15 protein-coding genes are annotated in these 18,453 nt (G+C 66.6%); 11 read left to right on the top strand and 4 right to left on the bottom strand.

The features are described from left to right. Positions 1 to 7: 7 nt before the first annotated feature. Positions 8 to 1,054, top strand: coding sequence for a type II secretion system F family protein (locus AOA14_RS13935; RefSeq protein ID WP_062902230.1), 1,047 nt, complete (start codon positions 8 to 10; stop codon positions 1,052 to 1,054). Positions 1,055 to 1,124: 70 nt separating this feature from the next. Here AOA14_RS13935 and AOA14_RS13930 read toward each other — a convergent pair whose 3' ends face one another. Continuing rightward, positions 1,125 to 2,126 carry a fumarylacetoacetate hydrolase family protein gene (locus AOA14_RS13930; protein ID WP_062902229.1) on the bottom strand — a complete coding sequence of 334 codons (1,002 nt, stop codon included), beginning with the start codon at positions 2,124 to 2,126 and terminating at the stop codon, positions 1,125 to 1,127. A gap of 57 nt (positions 2,127 to 2,183) precedes the next feature. Further along, entirely contained in the window at positions 2,184 to 2,597 is a 414-nt protein-coding gene (locus AOA14_RS13925) for a hypothetical protein (RefSeq protein WP_062902228.1), read from the bottom strand. A 160-nt stretch (positions 2,598 to 2,757) separates the two neighbouring features. Here AOA14_RS13925 and AOA14_RS13920 point away from each other — a divergent pair, with 160 nt between their 5' ends. The 4 genes from AOA14_RS13920 to lexA all read left to right on the top strand — a co-directional run bounded on the left by AOA14_RS13920 (position 2,758) and on the right by lexA (position 6,412). Next, the gene (locus AOA14_RS13920; RefSeq protein ID WP_062902227.1) at positions 2,758 to 3,987 is read left to right on the top strand and encodes a sensor histidine kinase; all 1,230 of its coding nucleotides are present in this window, start codon (positions 2,758 to 2,760) and stop codon (positions 3,985 to 3,987) included. Positions 3,988 to 4,002: 15 nt separating this feature from the next. After that, the gene (gene moaC, locus AOA14_RS13915; protein WP_062902226.1) at positions 4,003 to 4,476 is read left to right on the top strand and encodes a cyclic pyranopterin monophosphate synthase MoaC; all 474 of its coding nucleotides are present in this window, start codon (positions 4,003 to 4,005) and stop codon (positions 4,474 to 4,476) included. Then, positions 4,473 to 5,663, top strand: a complete 1,191-nt coding sequence (locus AOA14_RS13910; RefSeq protein WP_062902225.1) for a molybdopterin molybdotransferase MoeA — start codon at positions 4,473 to 4,475, stop codon at positions 5,661 to 5,663. Before moaC ends, AOA14_RS13910 begins: the two co-directional genes overlap by 4 nt. A 65-nt stretch (positions 5,664 to 5,728) precedes the next feature. After that, positions 5,729 to 6,412, top strand: a complete 684-nt coding sequence (gene lexA / locus AOA14_RS13905) for a transcriptional repressor LexA (protein WP_058813269.1) — start codon at positions 5,729 to 5,731, stop codon at positions 6,410 to 6,412. Positions 6,413 to 6,428: 16 nt separating this feature from the next. On the opposite strand, the gene AOA14_RS13900 is transcribed toward lexA, so the two are convergent. Further along, entirely contained in the window at positions 6,429 to 8,525 is a 2,097-nt protein-coding gene (locus AOA14_RS13900) for a ComEC/Rec2 family competence protein (RefSeq protein ID WP_062902224.1), read from the bottom strand. A gap of 70 nt (positions 8,526 to 8,595) precedes the next feature. On the opposite strand from AOA14_RS13900, the gene gltX reads away from it, so the two are divergent. Then, positions 8,596 to 10,062: a glutamate--tRNA ligase gene (gene gltX / locus AOA14_RS13895; protein WP_062902223.1), complete on the top strand. Its 1,467-nt coding sequence runs from the start codon at positions 8,596 to 8,598 to the stop codon at positions 10,060 to 10,062. Positions 10,063 to 10,099: 37 nt separating this feature from the next. Continuing rightward, positions 10,100 to 11,386, top strand: coding sequence for a citrate synthase (locus AOA14_RS13890; RefSeq protein WP_062902222.1), 1,287 nt, complete (start codon positions 10,100 to 10,102; stop codon positions 11,384 to 11,386). A 93-nt stretch (positions 11,387 to 11,479) separates the two neighbouring features. Here the strand turns inward: AOA14_RS13890 and AOA14_RS13885 are convergent, their stop codons facing one another. Further along, entirely contained in the window at positions 11,480 to 12,799 is a 1,320-nt protein-coding gene (locus AOA14_RS13885; RefSeq protein WP_062902221.1) for an omega-aminotransferase AptA, read from the bottom strand. A gap of 215 nt (positions 12,800 to 13,014) precedes the next feature. Here AOA14_RS13885 and AOA14_RS13880 point away from each other — a divergent pair, with 215 nt between their 5' ends. The 4 genes from AOA14_RS13880 to AOA14_RS13865 are packed head-to-tail and all read left to right on the top strand — an operon-like array spanning position 13,015 to position 18,385. Next, positions 13,015 to 14,361, top strand: a complete 1,347-nt coding sequence (locus AOA14_RS13880; protein WP_062902220.1) for a glutamine synthetase family protein — start codon at positions 13,015 to 13,017, stop codon at positions 14,359 to 14,361. 13 nt (positions 14,362 to 14,374) lie between these two features. Continuing rightward, positions 14,375 to 15,646 carry an NAD(P)/FAD-dependent oxidoreductase gene (locus AOA14_RS13875; RefSeq protein WP_062902219.1) on the top strand — a complete coding sequence of 424 codons (1,272 nt, stop codon included), beginning with the start codon at positions 14,375 to 14,377 and terminating at the stop codon, positions 15,644 to 15,646. Then, the gene (locus tag AOA14_RS13870; protein WP_062902218.1) at positions 15,643 to 16,986 is read left to right on the top strand and encodes a transaminase; all 1,344 of its coding nucleotides are present in this window, start codon (positions 15,643 to 15,645) and stop codon (positions 16,984 to 16,986) included. Before AOA14_RS13875 ends, AOA14_RS13870 begins: the two co-directional genes overlap by 4 nt. Positions 16,987 to 16,993: 7 nt before the next feature. Further along, positions 16,994 to 18,385 (top strand): glutamine synthetase family protein, encoded by a 1,392-nt coding sequence (locus AOA14_RS13865; protein WP_062902217.1) that lies wholly within the window; start codon positions 16,994 to 16,996, stop codon positions 18,383 to 18,385. Positions 18,386 to 18,453 lie beyond the last annotated feature (68 nt).

Below are 18,453 nucleotides of genomic sequence, written 5' to 3'. Positions count from 1 at the left end.
ACGCAGCATGAACAGCACCCTCCTCCTCACTGCCTTCTCCGGAGCGCAGCAGGGCCCGACGCTGTTGGGCGTCGACGTCGTCTGGGCCTCGACCATGCTCGTTGCGGTCGGCATCTTCGCGGTCATGGTAGCCATTTACGGCGCGCTGACCGTTCGCGACCCGATGGCGAAGCGCGTGAAGGCGCTCAACGATCGCCGCGAACAGCTGAAGGCGGGGATCACCGCCTCGACCGCCAAGCGCCGCGCGCGCCTCGTCCGCAAGAACCATACCGCCGACAAGATGCGCACCTTCCTCGGCAAGCTGCAGGTGCTGCAGGACAGCCAGATCAAGGAAGTGCAGCAAAAGCTGGCGCAGGCGGGCATCCGGTCGAAGGATCTGGCCGTCGCGGTCATTTTCGGCCGCCTCGTCCTGCCGATCGTCTTCGGCGGTATCGCGGCACTGCTGATCTATTGGATCGACATGTGGCCCGACCTGACGCCGTTCAAGCGTTCGGGCGCGACGATGGCCATGCTCATCCTCGGTTACAAGGCGCCCGACCTGTTCATCCAGAACAAGCGGCAAAAGCGCACCGACGCGATCCGCAAGGGCCTTCCCGACGCGCTCGACCTGCTGGTCATCTGCGCCGAAGCGGGTCTGACCGTCGACTCGGCCTTTTCCCGCGTGTCGAAGGAACTCGGCCGTGCCTATCCCGAACTGGGCGAGGAATTCGCGCTGACCTCGATCGAACTCGGCTTCCTGACCGAACGGCGGCAAGCGTTCGAAAATCTGGCGTATCGCGTGAACCTCGAATCGGTGAAGGGCGTGGTCACCACCATGATCCAGACCGAGAAATACGGGACGCCGCTTGCCAGCGCGCTGCGTGTCCTGTCGGCGGAATTCCGCAACGAACGCATGATGCGCGCCGAAGAAAAGGCCGCGCGCCTGCCCGCGATCATGACGGTACCGCTGATCCTGTTCATCCTGCCGGTGCTGTTCATCGTTATCCTGGGCCCGGCGGCCTGCTCGCTCAGCGATGCAATGTCGGGCGGCAGCCTCGGCGGCGGCAAGCCCTGACGAACGCCGCATCGCAAACCCAACAAAAAAGGGGCGGGATCATTCCCGCCCCTTTTTTGCTGCCGGCGCGTCAGGCGACCGTCTGTTCGATCGCGCCGAAGATGCTGTGGTGGCGCTCGTCGTCCATCCAGATCCGCACCGTATCGCCCGCCTGCATGAAGGGCGTTTTCGCTTCGCCGTCGCGGATCGTCTCGACCGTCCGCACTTCGGCAAGGCAGCTGTAGCCGAGCCCGCCCTCGCCGATCGGTTTGCCGGGTCCGCCATCGGCGTCGCGGTTCGAAACCGTCCCCGATCCGATGATCGTCCCCGCGCGCAGGTCGCGCGTTTTCGCGGCATGGGCGATCAGCTGGCCGAAGTCGAAGGTCATGTCGACGCCGGCATCGGCGCGGCCGAGCGGCTGGCCGTTGAGGTCGACGCACAGCGCGCCGTGCAGCTTGCCGTCCTGCCACCGGTCGCCGAGCGCGTCGGGTGTAACGAACACCGGCGACATCGCACTCGACGGCTTCGACTGGAAAAAGCCGAAGCCTTTGGCCAGTTCGCCGGGGATCAGCCCGCGCAGCGACACGTCGTTGGTCAGGCCGACGAGCAGAATGTGGCTCCGCGCCGTTTCGGCATCGACACCCATCGGCACGTCGCCGGTGACGACCACCACCTCGGCCTCCATGTCGCAGCCCCACGCCGGATCGCCGAGCGGGATCGGATCGCGCGGCGCCAGAAAGGCATCGCTGCCGCCCTGATACATCAGCGGATCGTGCCAGAAACTTTCGGGCATTTCGGCGCCGCGCGCCTGCCGCACCAGCGCGACATGGTTCACGTAGGCGCTGCCATCGGCCCATTGATAGGCGCGCGGCAGCGGCGAAGCGGCGTCGCGCTCGTGAAAGCGCTCGCGCGGGATCGCCTCGTGATTGATGTCCTCGGCAAGCGCCTTCAGCCGCGGCGCCGTTTCCGCCCAGTCGTCAAGCGCCGCCTGCAGCGTCGGCGCGATATGGGTCGCGTAGGCATACCAGGCGAGGTCGTCCGAAACGACGACGAGCCGGCCGTCGCGCCCGGCTTTCAGCGAAGCTAGTTTCACATCTGTCCCTTTGTCTGCGATGCCGGCGAACCATCATCGCAAAGGGGGGAGCGACGATCAGCGCGGCATCTGGATGGATGCGAAACAGGTAAAGCCGCTCTGCCCCGCCTGCAAGCGCCGGATATATTGCAGATAGGCCTGCGACTGGTTGTAGCTGGTGCCCGGTAGCGTCTGGCCGCGAAAGGCGCGCTTCACTTCCTCGCCGGTGAACGGCCGCGGCGCGCCCGGAAACGCCCCCTGGGTCCCCGGTGGGACAAGCTTGCCGGCGGCGTTGATATAGCGGCCGGCGGCCGATGCGTCGGGCACCGGAATCTGGCAGTTCATCACCGATACCGCAGTCTGTGCAAAGGCGGGGCGGATGGTCAGCGCCGCCGACACGCCGACCGCGCCGAGCGCGAGCATCTTGCGCCGCGAGGGAACGGTTTCGTCGCCGGTCGCCGGCGCTTCGTTCGGGATGTCGCTGTCTTCCATGGCCGCGCATTAAACCAGTGAAGCCTTTAGGAAAAGCAAAAGACCGGCCGCCTCCCGCGCCCTTCCCGCTTTGGGACAGGCTGCGCCGCGATGGTAACCCGATGCACCGGCCCGCGAAGCGCCTTGCGCGCCGCGCCGCTTCGTGCGAGGCGCAGCGTCGATGTTCGACCGCCTATCCAGCCTGGTTGCGGCGCTGACGCTTGTCGCCGTCGCGGCGATTTTCGCGGCGCTTGTCGGCGGCGACCTCGCCTCGATCGCGATCCTGGCACTCGCAGGGGCGCTCGGCGCTGTCCTTGTTTATGGCGCGCAGCCGCCGCCCGCCGCGACGCAGCCTGCCGCCGCCTCTCCGGTCCCCGCCGAACCGCCGCTGCTGCTGCGCCATCCCGATTTCACCCGCTGGGCCGATCAGGAGCGCGAACCGGTGCTGGGGGTAATCGACAATGTCGTCGCCATCGCCAACGATGCAGCGGTCCGCCTGCTCGGACGCCACATCGTCGGCGCCGACATCCGCACCGCGATCCGCCATCCGGTGGCGGCCGAATGGCTGTCTGCTGGCGACGTCGACACGGGCGCGATGACCGTCGATCTCGCCGACTATCCGCGGCCCGGCCAGCGCTGGACAATGCGGATCGCGACGCTGTCGCACGGCGGCCGCATCATCTTTTTGTCCGACCGCTCGGCGATCGATGCCGCCGACCGCATGCGGTCCGATTTCGTCGCCAACGCCAGTCACGAACTGCGCACGCCGCTTGCCGCGATCCTCGGCTATGTCGAGACATTGCAGGACATGAACGACGAGGCCGATGCCCCGACGCGCAACCGTTTCCTCGCGATCATCGAGCGCGAGGCGCGGCGGATGCAGCAGCTCGTCATCGACCTGCTGTCGATCTCGCGGGTCGAAGCCGATCGCTTCCGCCGCCCGACCACCCCGGTCGATCTCGCCGCCATCGTCCGCCATACGCTCGCCCAGATGAAGGACAGTGCGGAGGCGCGGCCGCAGGACATTGTCGATCGCCTCGGCGACGCTGCACAGCCGGTGCTGGGCGACGCGGCGCAGCTCGGCCAGCTCGTCCACAATATCGTCTCCAACGCGATGAAATACGGCCGCCCCGGCACCCCGGTGACGGTCGAACTGACGCGCGAAGGCCGCCGCGTCCGTCTGTCGGTCCAGGACGAAGGCGAAGGGATCGCGCCCGATCACCTCCCGCGCCTCACCGAACGCTTCTACCGCGTAGACGAAGCGCGCAGCCGCTCGGTCGGCGGCACCGGGCTGGGGCTGGCGATCGTCAAGCACATCAGCGAACGGCATAACGGCCAGCTCGATATTCAAAGCGAAGTCGGTAAGGGCACACGCGTGTCCGTGTCCTTCCCGCTGTCCGAGGCGCACTGACAAAGGACCGCATCGATGACGAACCGACCAACACATCTCGACGAAAGCGGCGCGGCGCATATGGTCGATGTCGGCGCGAAGGCCGCGACCGGTCGGCGTGCCGTCGCCGGCGGCCGCATCACGATGACGCCCGAAGCGCTCGCCGCGATCCGCGCTGGCGACGCGCCCAAGGGCGATGTGCTGTCGACCGCGCGCATCGCCGGCATCATGGCGGCCAAGCGAACCGCCGAGCTAATCCCGCTCTGCCACCCGCTGGCACTGACCAGCGTCGCCGTGGACTTCGACTGGGAGGCCGATGGCATTTCGGTCCGTGCGACCGCCGCGACGACCGGGCCGACGGGGGTCGAGATGGAGGCGCTAACCGCCGCGTCCGTCGCATTGCTGACGCTCTACGACATGGCGAAGGCGCTCGACCGGGCCATGGTAATCGGCGATATCCGCCTGCTCGAAAAGAGCGGCGGCCGGTCGGGCGACTGGCGCGCCGCATGAGCGCGCTGCTCGCGGTCGAGGAGGCCCAGGCGCGGCTGCTGGCGCTGAAGCCGCCGCTCGGCGCCGACAATATCGGCGTGGCGCAATGCGCCGGGCGCTACCTTGCCCAGGACATCATCGCCGGGCGCGACCAGCCCGCCGCGGCGCTGTCGGCGATGGACGGCTATGCGATCCGCTTTGCCGATCTGCCCGGTCCGTGGACGATCGCCGGCGAAGTCGCCGCCGGCACCGCGCCCGCCCACGCGCTCGGCCCCGGCGAAGCGATCCGCATCTTCACCGGCGCGATGCTGCCGGCCAATGCCGATACCGTGGTGGTGCAAGAGGATGTCATCGCCGATGGCGCGCGCCTGACACTCACCGGCGATGGCCCCGCGTCGCGTGGACGCCATGTCCGCGCCCGGGCAAGCGATTTTGCAGCGGGAGCGCATTTGCTCACGGCGGGATGTCGCCTCTCTCCCGGCGCGCTCGCCGCCGCCATCATGGGCGGTGCGGGCGACCTGATCGTCGGGGGACGCCCGCGCGTCGCGATCCTGACGACAGGCGACGAACTGGTCGCGCCCGGGCGGGCGCTCGCGCCCGGTCAGATACCCGACAGCAACGGCACGATGCTCGCCGCGATGCTCGCCGCCGAACCCGCCGACGTCACGCTGCCGCTGCGCGCGCGCGACGATCGCGGCGTTCTCGCCAATATATTGGGCGATATGGCGCGGCGGCACGATGTCATCGTTACCGTTGGCGGCGCGTCGGTGGGCGATCACGACCATGTCCGCGGCGCGCTCGACGATGCGGGCGGGCAGCTCGATTTCTGGAAGATCGCGATGCGCCCCGGCAAGCCGCTGATCGCCGGCCGGATCGGCGACGCGATCCTGCTCGGCCTGCCGGGCAATCCGTCCTCGGCGTTCGTGACCGCGACGCTCTTTCTGCTACCGCTCGTCCGCTACCTTGCCGGGGCGGCCGCGCCGTTGCCGGAGGTCAGCCAGGCCCCCCTCGCGGTTCCACTCGGGCCCGGCGGGGCAAGGCGCGATTATCTGCGCGCGCGCCTCGACAAGGGACTGCTCACCCCCTGCGACGGACAGGACAGCGGCCAGACGCAACCGCTGATCTCTGCCAACGCGCTGATCGTCCGCGATATCGGCGCAGCACCCCGCGCGGCGGGGGAGCTTGCAAACTATATCGCGATCGCTTGACAAGTTCCGGTCTGTTCCACTATCGTTCCCCTTATGTCCGGCAACGCCATCATGGAGAACGACCGATGTTGACCGCGAAGCAGCATGAACTGCTCCACTTCATCCAGGAACGGCTCGACGCCAGCGGCATCTCGCCGTCGTTCGAGGAAATGAAGGAGGCGCTGGGCCTCAAGTCGAAATCGGGCATCCACCGGCTGATCAGCGCGCTCGAGGAACGCGGCTTCCTGCGCCGCCTGCCCAATCGTGCGCGTGCGCTCGAAGTGTTGAAGCTGCCCGATGCGGCCAAGCCCAAAACGCGGAGCGACAGTGACAATGTGGTGCCGCTGCGCAAGCCCGCACCGGCGCTGAAGCCCATCGCCGCGAACGACATTATCGAAGTGCCGCTGCACGGCAAGATTGCCGCCGGCGTCCCGATCGAGGCGTTCGAGGATTATAACCGGCTCGCCGTTCCCGCCGCGTTGCTCGGCGCGGGCGAACATTATGCGCTCGAAGTATCGGGCGACTCGATGGTCGAGGCGGGGATTTTCGACGGCGATTATGCGCTGATCCAGAAGGCGAGTACCGCGCGCGAGGGCGATATCGTCGTCGCGCTCGTCGACGGACAGGACGCAACGCTCAAATATTTTCATCGCGAAGGCCGGATGGTGCGCCTCGATCCCGCCAACAGCGCCTATGAGCCGCAGCGTTACGAAGCCGATCGCGTCATGGTGCAAGGTCGGCTGTCGGGACTGCTTCGTCGTTACCACTAAGCTGGTGCGGGCGGCGCTAAGGATGCGCATCGCCCGCGCGCAGCGCCGAAACGAGCCGCGGCTTCGCGCCCAGATAAAGCGCAAGGCCGCCGCTTTCTTCCAGCGTGTCGCGGTCGATCGTCAGCCAGCGCGCGACGCATTCGCGCGGTAGCCAGCGTTCGCTGATGACCACATCGGCGGCTGCGCAGGCGGCCGCCATCTCCTCACCCGCGATCCGGTCGCGCCCATGCGCGGCAAGGATGACGCGCGGCGCATCGCCCCTGCCTTGGGTCCAACGGCAGAAATCGCGATTGCAATCGACATGGTCGAGATCGCCAAGCGCGACGAGCGGCGTGTCGATCCCCGCCGCTTCGGCCATCGCGTCGCGTACGAAATCGCCGGCACGATCGCGCAGCATGGCATAGCCGCCGCCCGGCACGGCGGCTGCGATATGCCGCCCGTCGCCGGTCACGAGCAGGTCGGGGCGCGGCTGTGCGAGCAGCACCGCCATTCCCGCTACCAGCGGCACGGCGCCCGCCCAGCGCCACCCGCTGCGCCACAGCAATATCCACAGCCCGCCCGCCATTGCGACGCCGAAGGCCCATGGCGGAAACACGGACAAGGTGGTGACGGCGCCAGGCGCCGCGGCGACATGATGCGCGAGCCCGATGAGCAGGCGCAGCGCATGATCGGCGACCCACCAGAAGGGCGCCCCCGCCCCTACCGCGTCGAACAGCAGCGCCAAAGCCTCCGCCGGCATGATGACGAAGATGGTCAGCGGGATCGCGACGACATTGGCGAGCGCGCCATAAAGCCCGGCCTTGTGAAAATGGAACAGCGCGATCGGCGACAAGGCGACCTCGACGACGATGCCGGTGATCAGCAAGCCGGCGACGCCACGCCCGAAGCGGAAGGCAAATGGCTCCTCGCGCCGCGCGACGAAGCGCTGCATCGCCCTGCTTTCGTGGAGCGCGACGATCGCGGTTACCGCCGCGAAGCTGAGCTGGAAACTCGGCCCAACCAGCGCCTCGGGCCGCCACAATAGCACGAGCAGCGCGCCGGCGGCGACGAGCCGCAGGGTAATCGCCTCGCGCCCCAGCAGGATCGCCGCCAGGACCAGCAACGCCGCGATCAACGACCGCAGCGTCGGCACCTCGGCGCCAGCCAACCACGTATAGCCGCCCCCAGCGAGCGCCCCGGCGGCGGCGGCAAGCGGCAACACATAGCCCGCGAGCGCGAGCCGCGGGCTGAGCGCCAGCAACCGCATGGCGAGCAGCATCGCGAAGCCGACCACGGCGGTGACGTGCAGTCCGCTGATCGACAGCAGATGCGCCAGCCCGCTGCGCCGCATCGCCTCCTCGTCCTCGGGCGTGATCGCGCCGCGATCGCCCGTCACCAGCGCCGACGCGACGCCGCCCGGCGACCCCGCAACCTGGCGATGGATATGCTCGCTCAGCCGCGCGCGCAGCGGCTGGCGCGCATGCTCGGCGCCCGGCGGCAGTATGACATCGCCAAGCACTGTTCCGACCGCGCCGATGCGGTCGAACCACGCGCGCTGCGCAAAGTCGTAGCCGCCGGGCAGGCTCGCGGTTGGCGGCGGCATCAGCCGCGCGCGCACGCCGATCATCGTCCCCGGCACGATCGCGCGCCGCTGGTCGCCGCGCAGCGTCAGCCGCAGGCGCGGTGGCAGATCGGGACGCGCGAGCGGCCGCACGACAAGCCGCAATTGCGCGCGCGCCGGCAAGGGCTCGGCGGCTTCGACCCGCGCCGAAAATTCGGTCGTCACCGGCCGCGCGAGCACTGGTGCCTCGACCCACAGCGCGCGGCCCCAGATCAGCAGCAGCCCTGCCGCCGCAACCCCGCAGCCGATCGTCAGCGCGCGGCCAACGCGGGTCTGCCAGCCGATTGCCAGGCCGAAGGCCATGCCCCCCGCCAAGGCGCAAAGAAGCCCGATCCATTGCGCTGCGGTCGGCAAAGCGAACCACAGCGCGATCCCCGCGCCGAAGGCCACGGGAAGCCAGAGCGGCAGCCGCTCGCGCTCGATCTCCAGGCGCCTCTCGAGCGCCGCCGGAAACGCGCCGAACCATGAAAGCGTCCGCGCGGCAATGGGCGTTTGAAGCCTGCTTGTCGCCATGCTAGGGGCAGCCCCGAAATCCGCCGCGGTCCCTGTTCCGCGGCCGGCAGCCTGAGTGAAAGAGGCCAGAGTGGCAACCGAAAACAAAACCGAATTGGCAGAAGCGACCCCCGAAGCGACGGGCGCCGCCGTCGTCACCCGCTTCGCCCCCTCCCCCACGGGATATCTGCACATCGGCGGCGCGCGGACCGCGCTGTTCAACTGGCTTTTTGCGCGTCATCACGGCGGCAAGTTCCTGCTGCGGATCGAGGATACCGACCGCGCACGCTCGACCGATGCCGCGATCGACGCAATACTCGACGGGATGCAATGGCTCGACCTCGATTGGGACGGCGAGACCGTCTATCAGTTCGCGCGCGCGGCGCGCCATGCCGAGGTTGCGCACGAGCTGCTCGCCAAGGGCGCGGCCTATCGCTGCTATCTGACGCAGGATGAACTCGCCGCGATGCGCGCCGAAGCGCAGGAAAAGCGCATCCCCTTCCGCGTTCGCAGCCCGTGGCGCGACCGGGACGACGGCGATCCCGCCGCGCCGCACGTCCTCCGCCTGCGCGCGCCGCAGGACGGCGCGGTGACGATCCACGACCGCGTGCAGGGCGAGGTGACGGTCCAGAATGCCGAGCTCGACGATTTCATCCTGCTCCGCAGCGACGGCACCCCGACCTATATGCTCAGCGTCGTCGTCGACGATAACGACATGGGGATCACCCATGTCATCCGCGGCGACGATCACCTGAACAACGCCTTCCGCCAACTCGCGCTGATCCGCGCAATGGCGTGGCGCGAGCCGGTTTATGCGCACGTCCCGCTGATCCACGGCGCCGATGGCGCAAAGCTGTCGAAGCGGCATGGCGCGCTCGGCGTCGATGCCTATCGCGACGAGCTTGGCTATCTGCCCGAGGCGGTGAACAATTATCTGCTGCGCCTCGGCTGGGGGCATGGCGATGCCGAAATCATCAGCCGCGAGCAGGCCGTCGAATGGTTCGATCTTGCCAATGTCGGCCGCTCGCCGTCGCGCTTCGATTTCAAGAAGCTCGAGAATCTGAACGGTCATTATATCCGCGAGGCCGACGATGCCCGGCTTGCCGGCCTGGTGGCGCCGCGCATCGAGACGCTGGTCGGCCGCGCGCTCGACAGCGACGACAGCGCCTTGCTGGCGCGCGCGATGGACGTGCTCAAGCCGCGCGCCAAGACGCTGGACGAGATTGCCGAGGGCGCCGTCTTCCTGTTTGCCGTGCGTCCGCTGGCGGTCGAAGAGAAAGCGGCCGCGCTGATCGCCGAAGCCCCGGAAGGCTTGCTGGCGAATGTCACCGACCGCCTGCGCGCGCTCGGCGACTGGTCGCACGATGCCATCGAGGCGGCGGTGCGCGAGACGAGCGAGTCGGCCGGAGTTGGCCTTGGCAAGCTGGCTCAACCGCTGCGCGCCGCGCTGACCGGCCGCACCGTTTCTCCGGGCATTTTCGACGTCTTGCTGCTATTGGGGCGCGACGAGAGCCTGGCGCGACTTGACGCAGCGCACAATTATCCGGCAGGGGCGTAGCCACTCACTCTCCCGCCCGCAGATCAGGGGAAAAAATATGACCGACCAGACCGCGAAAATCACCCTGGGCGACAAGATTGTCGAGAGTCCGGTGCTGAAGGGCACCGTCGGCCCCGACGTCGTCGACATCCGCAAATTCTACGGCCAGACCGGCGCCTTCACTTATGATCCGGGCTTCACCTCGACCGCGAGCTGCGAGTCGAAGCTGACCTATATCGACGGCGACGAAGGCGTCCTGCTCCACCGCGGTTATGCGATCGGCGATCTTGCCGAACATTCGACCTTCATGGAGGTCGCCTATCTGCTCCTGAACGGCGAATTGCCGAGCGGCGACGAGCTGGCGAAGTTCGATACCACGATCACGCGCCACACTATGCTGCACGAACAGCTTGCGACCTTCTATCGCGGCTTCCGCCGTGACGCGCACCCGATGGCGATCATGTGCGGCGTGGTTGGCGCGCTGTCGGCCTTTTATCATGATTCGACCGAAATCCACGATCCGCACCAGCGCATGATCGCGAGCCACCGCCTGATCGCCAAGATGCCGACGATCGCGGCGATGGCGTATAAATATTCGGTGGGTCAGCCCTTCATCTATCCGCAGAACGACCTCAGCTACACGCATAATTTCCTGCGCATGACCTTCGGCGTTCCGGCCGAGGAATATGAGGTTGATCCGGCGGTTGTCCGCGCGCTCGACCGCATCTTCATCCTGCATGCCGACCATGAGCAGAATGCGTCGACCTCGACCGTTCGCCTTGCGGGTTCGTCGGGCGCCAATCCCTTCGCGTGCATCGCGGCGGGCATTGCCTGTCTTTGGGGTCCGGCGCATGGCGGAGCCAACGAAGCCGCGCTCAACATGCTGCGCGAAATCGGCCGTCCCGAACGCATCCCCGAATATATCGCGCGCGCGAAGGACAAGGATGATCCGTTCCGCCTGATGGGCTTCGGCCACCGCGTGTACAAGAATTACGACCCGCGTGCGACGGTGATGCAGAAGACCGTGCGCGAGGTGTTCACCGCGCTCAAGGTCAACGATCCGGTCTTCGACGTCGCGCTGCAGCTTGAGGAAATGGCGCTCAACGACGATTATTTCGTCGAAAAGAAGCTCTTCCCCAATGTCGACTTCTATTCGGGCGTCATCCTGTCGGCGATCGGCTTCCCGACCACGATGTTCACCGCGCTCTTCGCGCTCGCCCGTACCGTCGGCTGGGTCGCGCAGTGGAACGAGATGATTTCGGACCCCGCGCAGAAGATCGGCCGCCCGCGCCAGCTCTACACCGGCCCGACGCAGCGCGCCTACGTCCCGGTCGACAAGCGCTGAGGACGGACCGGGAGCCTGTCCCGGTTCAGAACCGGTTGCAGAAAGGGGCCGCATATGCGGCCCCTTTTTTGTGCGCCCACCAGAGAGAGGCCGTCAATCGACGCGCTCCAGAAGCTCGGCAAGCTTGCCGAACATCGCGTCGATCTCCGCCTTTTCGACGATCAGCGGCGGCGACAGGGCGATGATGTCGCCCGTCGCGCGGACCAGAAGCCCATTGTCGAAGGCGGCGTGGAACAGCTCCATCGCCCGCGCTGTCGGGGCGCCGGGTCGCGGTTCGAGCTCAATGCCGGCGACAAGCCCGATCGTGCGGATGTCGATGATGTGGCGCCGCCCCTTCAGGCTGTGCGCCGCATCCTCCCAATAGCCGGCGAGTTCGTTCGCCCGTTCGAACAGCCCCTCGCGCGCATAGAGATCGAGCGTCGCGAGCCCCGCCGCGCTCGCAAGCGGATGGCCCGAATAGGTATAGCCGTGGAACAGTTCGATCCCGCCCGGCACGCTTTCGATCACCGCGTCGTGCAGGTCGCGCTTCACCGCGACCGCGCCCATCGGCACCGCCGCGTTGGTCAGCCCTTTCGCCATGGTGATGATATCGGGGGTCACCCCCCAGGCCTCGGCAGCGGTCGCCGCGCCGACGCGGCCGAATGCTGTAATTACCTCGTCGAAGATCAGGATGATGCCATGCCGGTCGCAAATCTCGCGCAGCCGCTGGAGATAACCGGCCGGGGGAATCAGCACGCCGGTGGATCCCGCCATCGGCTCGACGATCACCGCCGCGATCGTTTCGGCGCCATGCAGGTCGACGAGCCGCTGAAGGTCGTCGGCGAGTTCGGCGCCGTGCGCCGGGAAACCGCGCGTGAAGGCATTGCGCGCCAGATCGTGCGTGTGCCGCAGATGATCGGTTCCGGGCAGCCCCGGCCAGGTGCGGCGATTGCTGACGATCCCGCCGACGCTGATTCCGCCGAAACCGACGCCATGATAGCCGCGCTCGCGCCCGATCAGCCGCGTGCGCGTCCCCTGCCCCTTCGCGCGCTGCACCGCGAGCGCGATCTTGAGCGCGGTATCGACCGATTCGGACCCGCTGTTGGTAAAGAATATCCGGTCGAGCCCTTCGGGCATCAGCGCCGCGAGACGCTGCGCCAGCTCGAAGGGCAGCGGATGGCCAAGCTGGAAGGTCGGCGCGAAATCGAGCGTTGTCGCCGCCTTGGCGATGGCTTCGGCAATTTCGGGCCGGCAGTGGCCGGCATTGCTGCACCACAGGCCCGAGGTGCCGTCGAGGATCCGGCGCCCGTCGCCCGACTGATAATACATCCCGCTCGCTGCGACGAGCTGGCGCGGATGGGCCTTGTAGGAACGGTTCGCGGTGAAGGGCATCCAGAAGCTTGCCAGCTGGTCGTTGTCACCCTGCATCGTCATGTTCCTCTTCCCAAGAATCGTCATCGCGAGGAGCCGAAGGCGACGCGGCAATCCGTTCGCAATGACGATGCGTAATCTGGGCGCAATCTGGCGAGCTACCGTGCGACTGGCAATGCCCGAAATGACCGATAACGGCCCCTCTGGCGCTCCGGCGGACTTCGCTATACGCTGCACCTTCCACAAACGGGCCGGCTCCTCGGCCCAATCGGGGGCGCATGTCAGTCAATCTGGAACAATGGATCAGCGACCATAATATCGACGAAGTCGAATGTATCGTTCCCGACATCAACGGGGTCCAGCGCGGCAAGGTTCTGCCCGCCAAGAAATTCCTCGCTTCGGTCAAGGACAAGTCGCTGCGTATCCCCGGCAGCGTCTTCATCTGCACGATCGACGGCCATTATCCCGAGGATATCGACGATATCTGGGACAAGGATCCCGACAAAATCCTGCTTGCCGACCCCGATACCATCTGCGTCGCGCCGGGCTTCACCTCGCCGACGGCCTTCGTCATTGCCGATGCCTATAATGGCGACGGGACCGAGGTCGATATCGCGCCGCGGACGATCCTGAAAAAGGTGCTGGGCCTTTACCAGGACAAGGGATGGAAGCCGATCATCGCGCCCGAGGTCGAATTCTATCTCGTCTCGCAGAACACCGACCCCGACTTTCCGTTGACGCCGCCGACCGGCCAGTCGGGCCGGGCGGAAACCGCGAGCCAGCCCTATGGCCTTGAAGCCATGAACGAATATGAGGATATCATCGATCATATCTATGACGATTGCGAGCTCATGGGGCTCGATATCGACACGATGATCCACGAAATGGGCGCCGCACAGCTCGAGGTGAATTTCATGCACGGCGATCCGCTGCGGCTCGCCGACGAGGTGTTTCTCTTCAAACGCGTCGTCCGCAACGTCGCGAAACAACACAGCGTCTATGCCACCTTCATGGCGAACCCGATGGCCGGTCAGCCGGGAAGCGCGATGCACATTCACCAATCGGTCGTCGATGCCGAGACGGGGCGCAACCTGTTCGCGACCGCCAACGGCCGCGACAGCGCGGCCTTTCGATCCTATGTCGCGGGGCTGATCCGCTTCATGCCGCAAATCTCGCCCATGTGGGCGCCCAATGTGAACAGCTTTCGCCGGATGCGTCCCGACAGCGCGGCGCCGATCAACGTCCAGTGGGGCGTCGACAACCGGTCATGCGGCTTTCGCATCCCAGTGTCGGACAAGAATAACCGCCGCGTCGAAAACCGCCTGCCCGGCGCCGACAGCAATCCCTATCTGGCGATCGCGGCCTCGCTCGTCTGCGGCTATATCGGCATGATCGACCGCATGGTTCCGCCCAAGCCGATCACCGGCAGCGCCTATAACCGCGCCCGCACCCTGCCGCGCACGCTGGAAGCCGCGCTCGACCGGTTCAGCTCGTGCAAGAAGGTCCGCAACCTGCTCGGCGACGATTTTTTCGAAATCTTCTACGCCGTGAAGGATTATGAGCTGTTCAACTATCAGTCGGTGGTGTCGAGCTGGGAGCGCGAACATCTGCTGATGCGCGTTTGACGCGCGCGACGCCATGACCGACCCGCTGAGCCACAGCTATTATGCCGCGACGGCGAATCCGTGGCGGCCGCTTCGTTCAACGGCGGACGATCTGGAGTGCGACGTCGCTGTGATCGGCGGCGGCTTCACAGGCCTTTCGGCCGCTTTGGCCTGCGCGGAGCGCGGCTTTTCGGTGATCCTAATCGAGCGCGAGCATGTCGGCTTCGGGGCCTCGGGGCGCAACGGCGGGCAGCTGATACCGGGATTGCGCTGGACTACATCCGAGTTGGAGGAAGAGTTCGGCCGCGAGCGCGCCGATGCACTGTTCGACCTGTGCTGGCGCAACAATCGCGTCAAAGCGCGGATCGAAAACCATGGCATCGATTGCGACCTAAAAGCGGGCCATCTGGAGGCAGCGTGGACGCCGAAAGACTTCGACGCCATGCAACGCGAAGCCGCCTTTCTCGACACACGCTTCAGTTATACAACCGAAGTCGTCACAAAATCCGCGATGGGCGCGCATATCTCGAGCCCCTTATATCATGGTGGAATCCATGATCCGCAGGGCGGCCATTTCCACCCGCTTAATTATGCCATCGGCCTAGCGAAGGCGGCGGAGGCCATGGGGGTGCGCATCCTGGAGAATGAACGCGTCGAACAAATTGTAAACTTAAGCGACGGATCGAGCGGGCTGTTCACAACACGGGACATCATCGAAGCTCGTTACGTCATCGACGCCACCGATAGCTGGATCGGCGAGGTCGAGCCCGACCTCGGGCGCTACACGGTACCTATCATGAACTATAATATCGCGACGGCGCCGCTCGCGAACGCCGATGCACTGCTGCCCAGCGACGCCGCGGTCGCCGACAGCCGTTTCGTGCTCAACTATTTCCGCCTGTCGGCCGACAAGCGCCTGATCTTCGGCGGCGGCGAGCGTTATTCGCAGACGCCGCCGCGCGACATCGCCGCGTTCGTGCGTCCGTTCATGGCCGCGGTGTTTCCGCAGATCGCCGACGCCAAGATCGACTATGGCTGGGGCGGTGCGGTCGCGGTGACGATGAACCGGCTGCCGCATATCGGGCGGCGCGGGAATGTCTTTTTCGCGCACGGATTTTCGGGGCATGGCGCGCTGATCACGACGACCGCGGGCGAACTGATCGCCGAGGCGCTGGCGGGGACCGCCGAACGCTTCGACGTGCTCGCGAGCCTGCCGTCGCGCCCCTTCCCCGGCGGCAAATGGCTGCGCCGCCCGCTCGCGACGCTGGGCCTTCTCTATTACGCACTGAAAGACAGGCTGGGATGATCGCCGACGCCGCCATCGCCCGCGTCGCCGCGCGCGAGGCCGATCGTTTCCGCGCCGACAACCCGCATGCTTTCGCGCATCAGGCCGCGGCGACCGGCTGGTTCCAGTCAGTGCCCTTCCACTGGATGAAGGATTGGCCCAGCCCGGCCCCGATCGTCGCCGCCTCGGCCAAGGACGCGACGCTGACCAGCATCGACGGGCGGACCTATGACGATTTCTGCCTTGGCGACACGGCCAGCCTGTTCGGCCATTCGCCGCCCGCGCTCGCGGCCGCGCTCGCACGGCAGGCGGCCGAGGGGCTGAGCTATATGCTGCCCACCGCCCGCGGTGCCGCGCTGGCCGCGAAGCTTTCGGCCATGTTCGGCTTTCCGCAATGGCAGGTGACGACCACGGCGAGCGAAGCCAATCGCGCCGTCATCCGCTGGTGCCGCGGGATCAGCGGGCGCCCGAAAATCCTCACCTTCAACGGCGCCTATCATGGCGCCGTCGACGATGTGTTCGTCGATCTGAAAAACGGCGCGCCGGTGATGCGCGCCAGCCTGATCGGCCAGGTCCACGATCTTCGCGGCACGACGACGGTGATCGAGTTCAACGATGCGGGCGCGCTTGCCGCCGCGCTGCGCAGCGGCGATATCGCCTGCGTCCTCGCCGAACCCGTCATGACCAACGTCGGCATGGTGCAGGACGCGCCGGGCTTCCTCGAAACGCTGCGCAGCCTGTGCGACGAGACGGGCACGCTGCTGGTTTTCGACGAAACGCACAGCATCTCTTCGGGCTATGGCGGCCATGCCCGCACCCACGGCCCTATGGCGGATCTGATGGTCGTCGGAAAGTCGATCGGCGGCGGCGTGCCGTGCGCCGTCTATGGTTTCAGCGCCGCGGTCGCGGAGCGCATGGCGGCGCTCAACAGGAGGCGCCCGCCGGGGCATAGCGGCATCGGCACGACGCTCTCCGCCAACGCGCTTGCGATCACTGCGATGGACGTCATGCTCGGCGAGGTCATCACCCCCACCGCCTATGACGCCATGTTGCGCGGCGCCGCGCGGCTGGTCACGGGGCTGGAGCGCGAAATCGCCGCTGCGTCGCTCGACTGGCACGTCACGCAGGTCGGCGCGCGCGTCGAGTTTCTGACCTGTCTCGTCCCGCCCCGCAGCGGCGGCGAGGCGAAGGCGGCGATGCACCCCGCGCTGGAGGCCGCGATCCACATTTTCCTCGCCAATCGGGGAATTTTGCTGGCGCCATTTCACAATATGATGTTGGTGAGCCCGGTGACCGGCGACGACCAGATCGACCGGCTGGTCGGCGGCTTCGCCGACTGCATCAAGGCGCTGAAGGAGTAGTGGGGCAATGGCGAAGTCGTCGGGCGTGATCGCGCCGCGGTCGGAGGCCGAGGAATTCTTCCGGGCCAATCCCGACGTCGATTCGATCGAGATGATCTATACCGACATGGGCGGCGTCCCGCGCGGCAAGCGGCTGCGCCAACATGAAGTGCTCGCTGTCTATGAAAGCGGACGCATGTTCCCCGGCTCGATCACTGTCGTCGACATCACTGGGCAGGACACCGTCGAAACGGGCTTGGTCTGGGAAGATGGCGACGCCGACCGATCGATGAAGCCGATCCCCGGCACCCTCGTCCGCACGCCGTGGGGCGGCGATCGGGCCGCGCAGTTCCTCGTCGATTTCTATGAACTCGACTGCACGCCGCACGACCTCGATCCCCGCCATGTCCTCGGCCGCGTGATCGACCGCTACACCGCCGACGGCCTGACCCCGGTGCTTGCAGTCGAGCTGGAATTCTACCTGCTCGACCCGCGCCGCGCGCGCGACGGGTCGGTGCGCCCCGCCCGCCCCGGCTACAGCCGCGACACGCCGCGCAATGTCGAAGTCTATGGCCTGCGTGAACTCGACGACTTTCGTCCCTTCTTCGACGCCCTCTATGCGGCGACCGACGTGCAGGGCCTGCCGCTCGAAAGCGCGATCAGCGAATTTGCGCCGGGCCAGTTCGAGCTGACGCTGCGCCACAAGCCGGACGCGCTGCGCGCCTGCGACGACGCGATCATGTACAAAAGGCTGGTCAAGGCGATCGCGCAGCAACATGGGCTCGAGGCGACCTTCATGGCCAAGCCTTTCGCCGAACAGGCGGGCAGCGGCATGCACATCCACGTCTCGGTCAACGATGGCGCGGGCGGCAATATCTTTGCGAGCGACGATCCCGAGGGCACCGATGCGCTGCGCCACGCGATCGGCGGCATGATCGGCAGCGTCGGCGACGGCTTTGCGCTCTTTGCCCCGCACGCCAACAGCTATCGCCGGTTCAAGGCGAACAGCTACGCCCCCGTAGCGCCGACGTGGGGGGTCAACAATCGCACCGTGTCCTTCCGCATCCCGGCCGGGCCGCCGCCAAGCCGGCATGTCGAGCATCGCGCCTGCGGCGCCGATGCCAATCCCTATCTCGCGGTAGCCGCCGTGCTCGCCGGCATGCATCACGGAATGACAAGCCGGACCGACCCGGGTCCGGCGGTCGTCGGCAACGGCTATGATCGCGACGCCTCGGGCGACGACAAGCCGCCGTCGAACTGGTTCGCGGCGGTCGACCGCTTCCACGCCTCGGCGCTGATGCGCGATTATCTCGGCGACCGCTTCGTCGACATGTTCAGCATCGTGAAGCGGGTCGAACAGGATCGCTATTTCGGGACGGTGCCGACGATCGACTACGACTGGTATCTGCGCAACGCATAGCGACCAGCCTGGGTCACGACGCACGAAAATATCAGGGATTCGTGTTGCGGTGCAAAAAAGCCTCTTTT

The organism is Sphingopyxis terrae subsp. terrae NBRC 15098 (assembly GCF_001610975.1).
Taxonomy (GTDB): domain Bacteria; phylum Pseudomonadota; class Alphaproteobacteria; order Sphingomonadales; family Sphingomonadaceae; genus Sphingopyxis; species Sphingopyxis terrae_A.
This window is presented reverse-complemented; position numbering and strand designations above follow the sequence as displayed.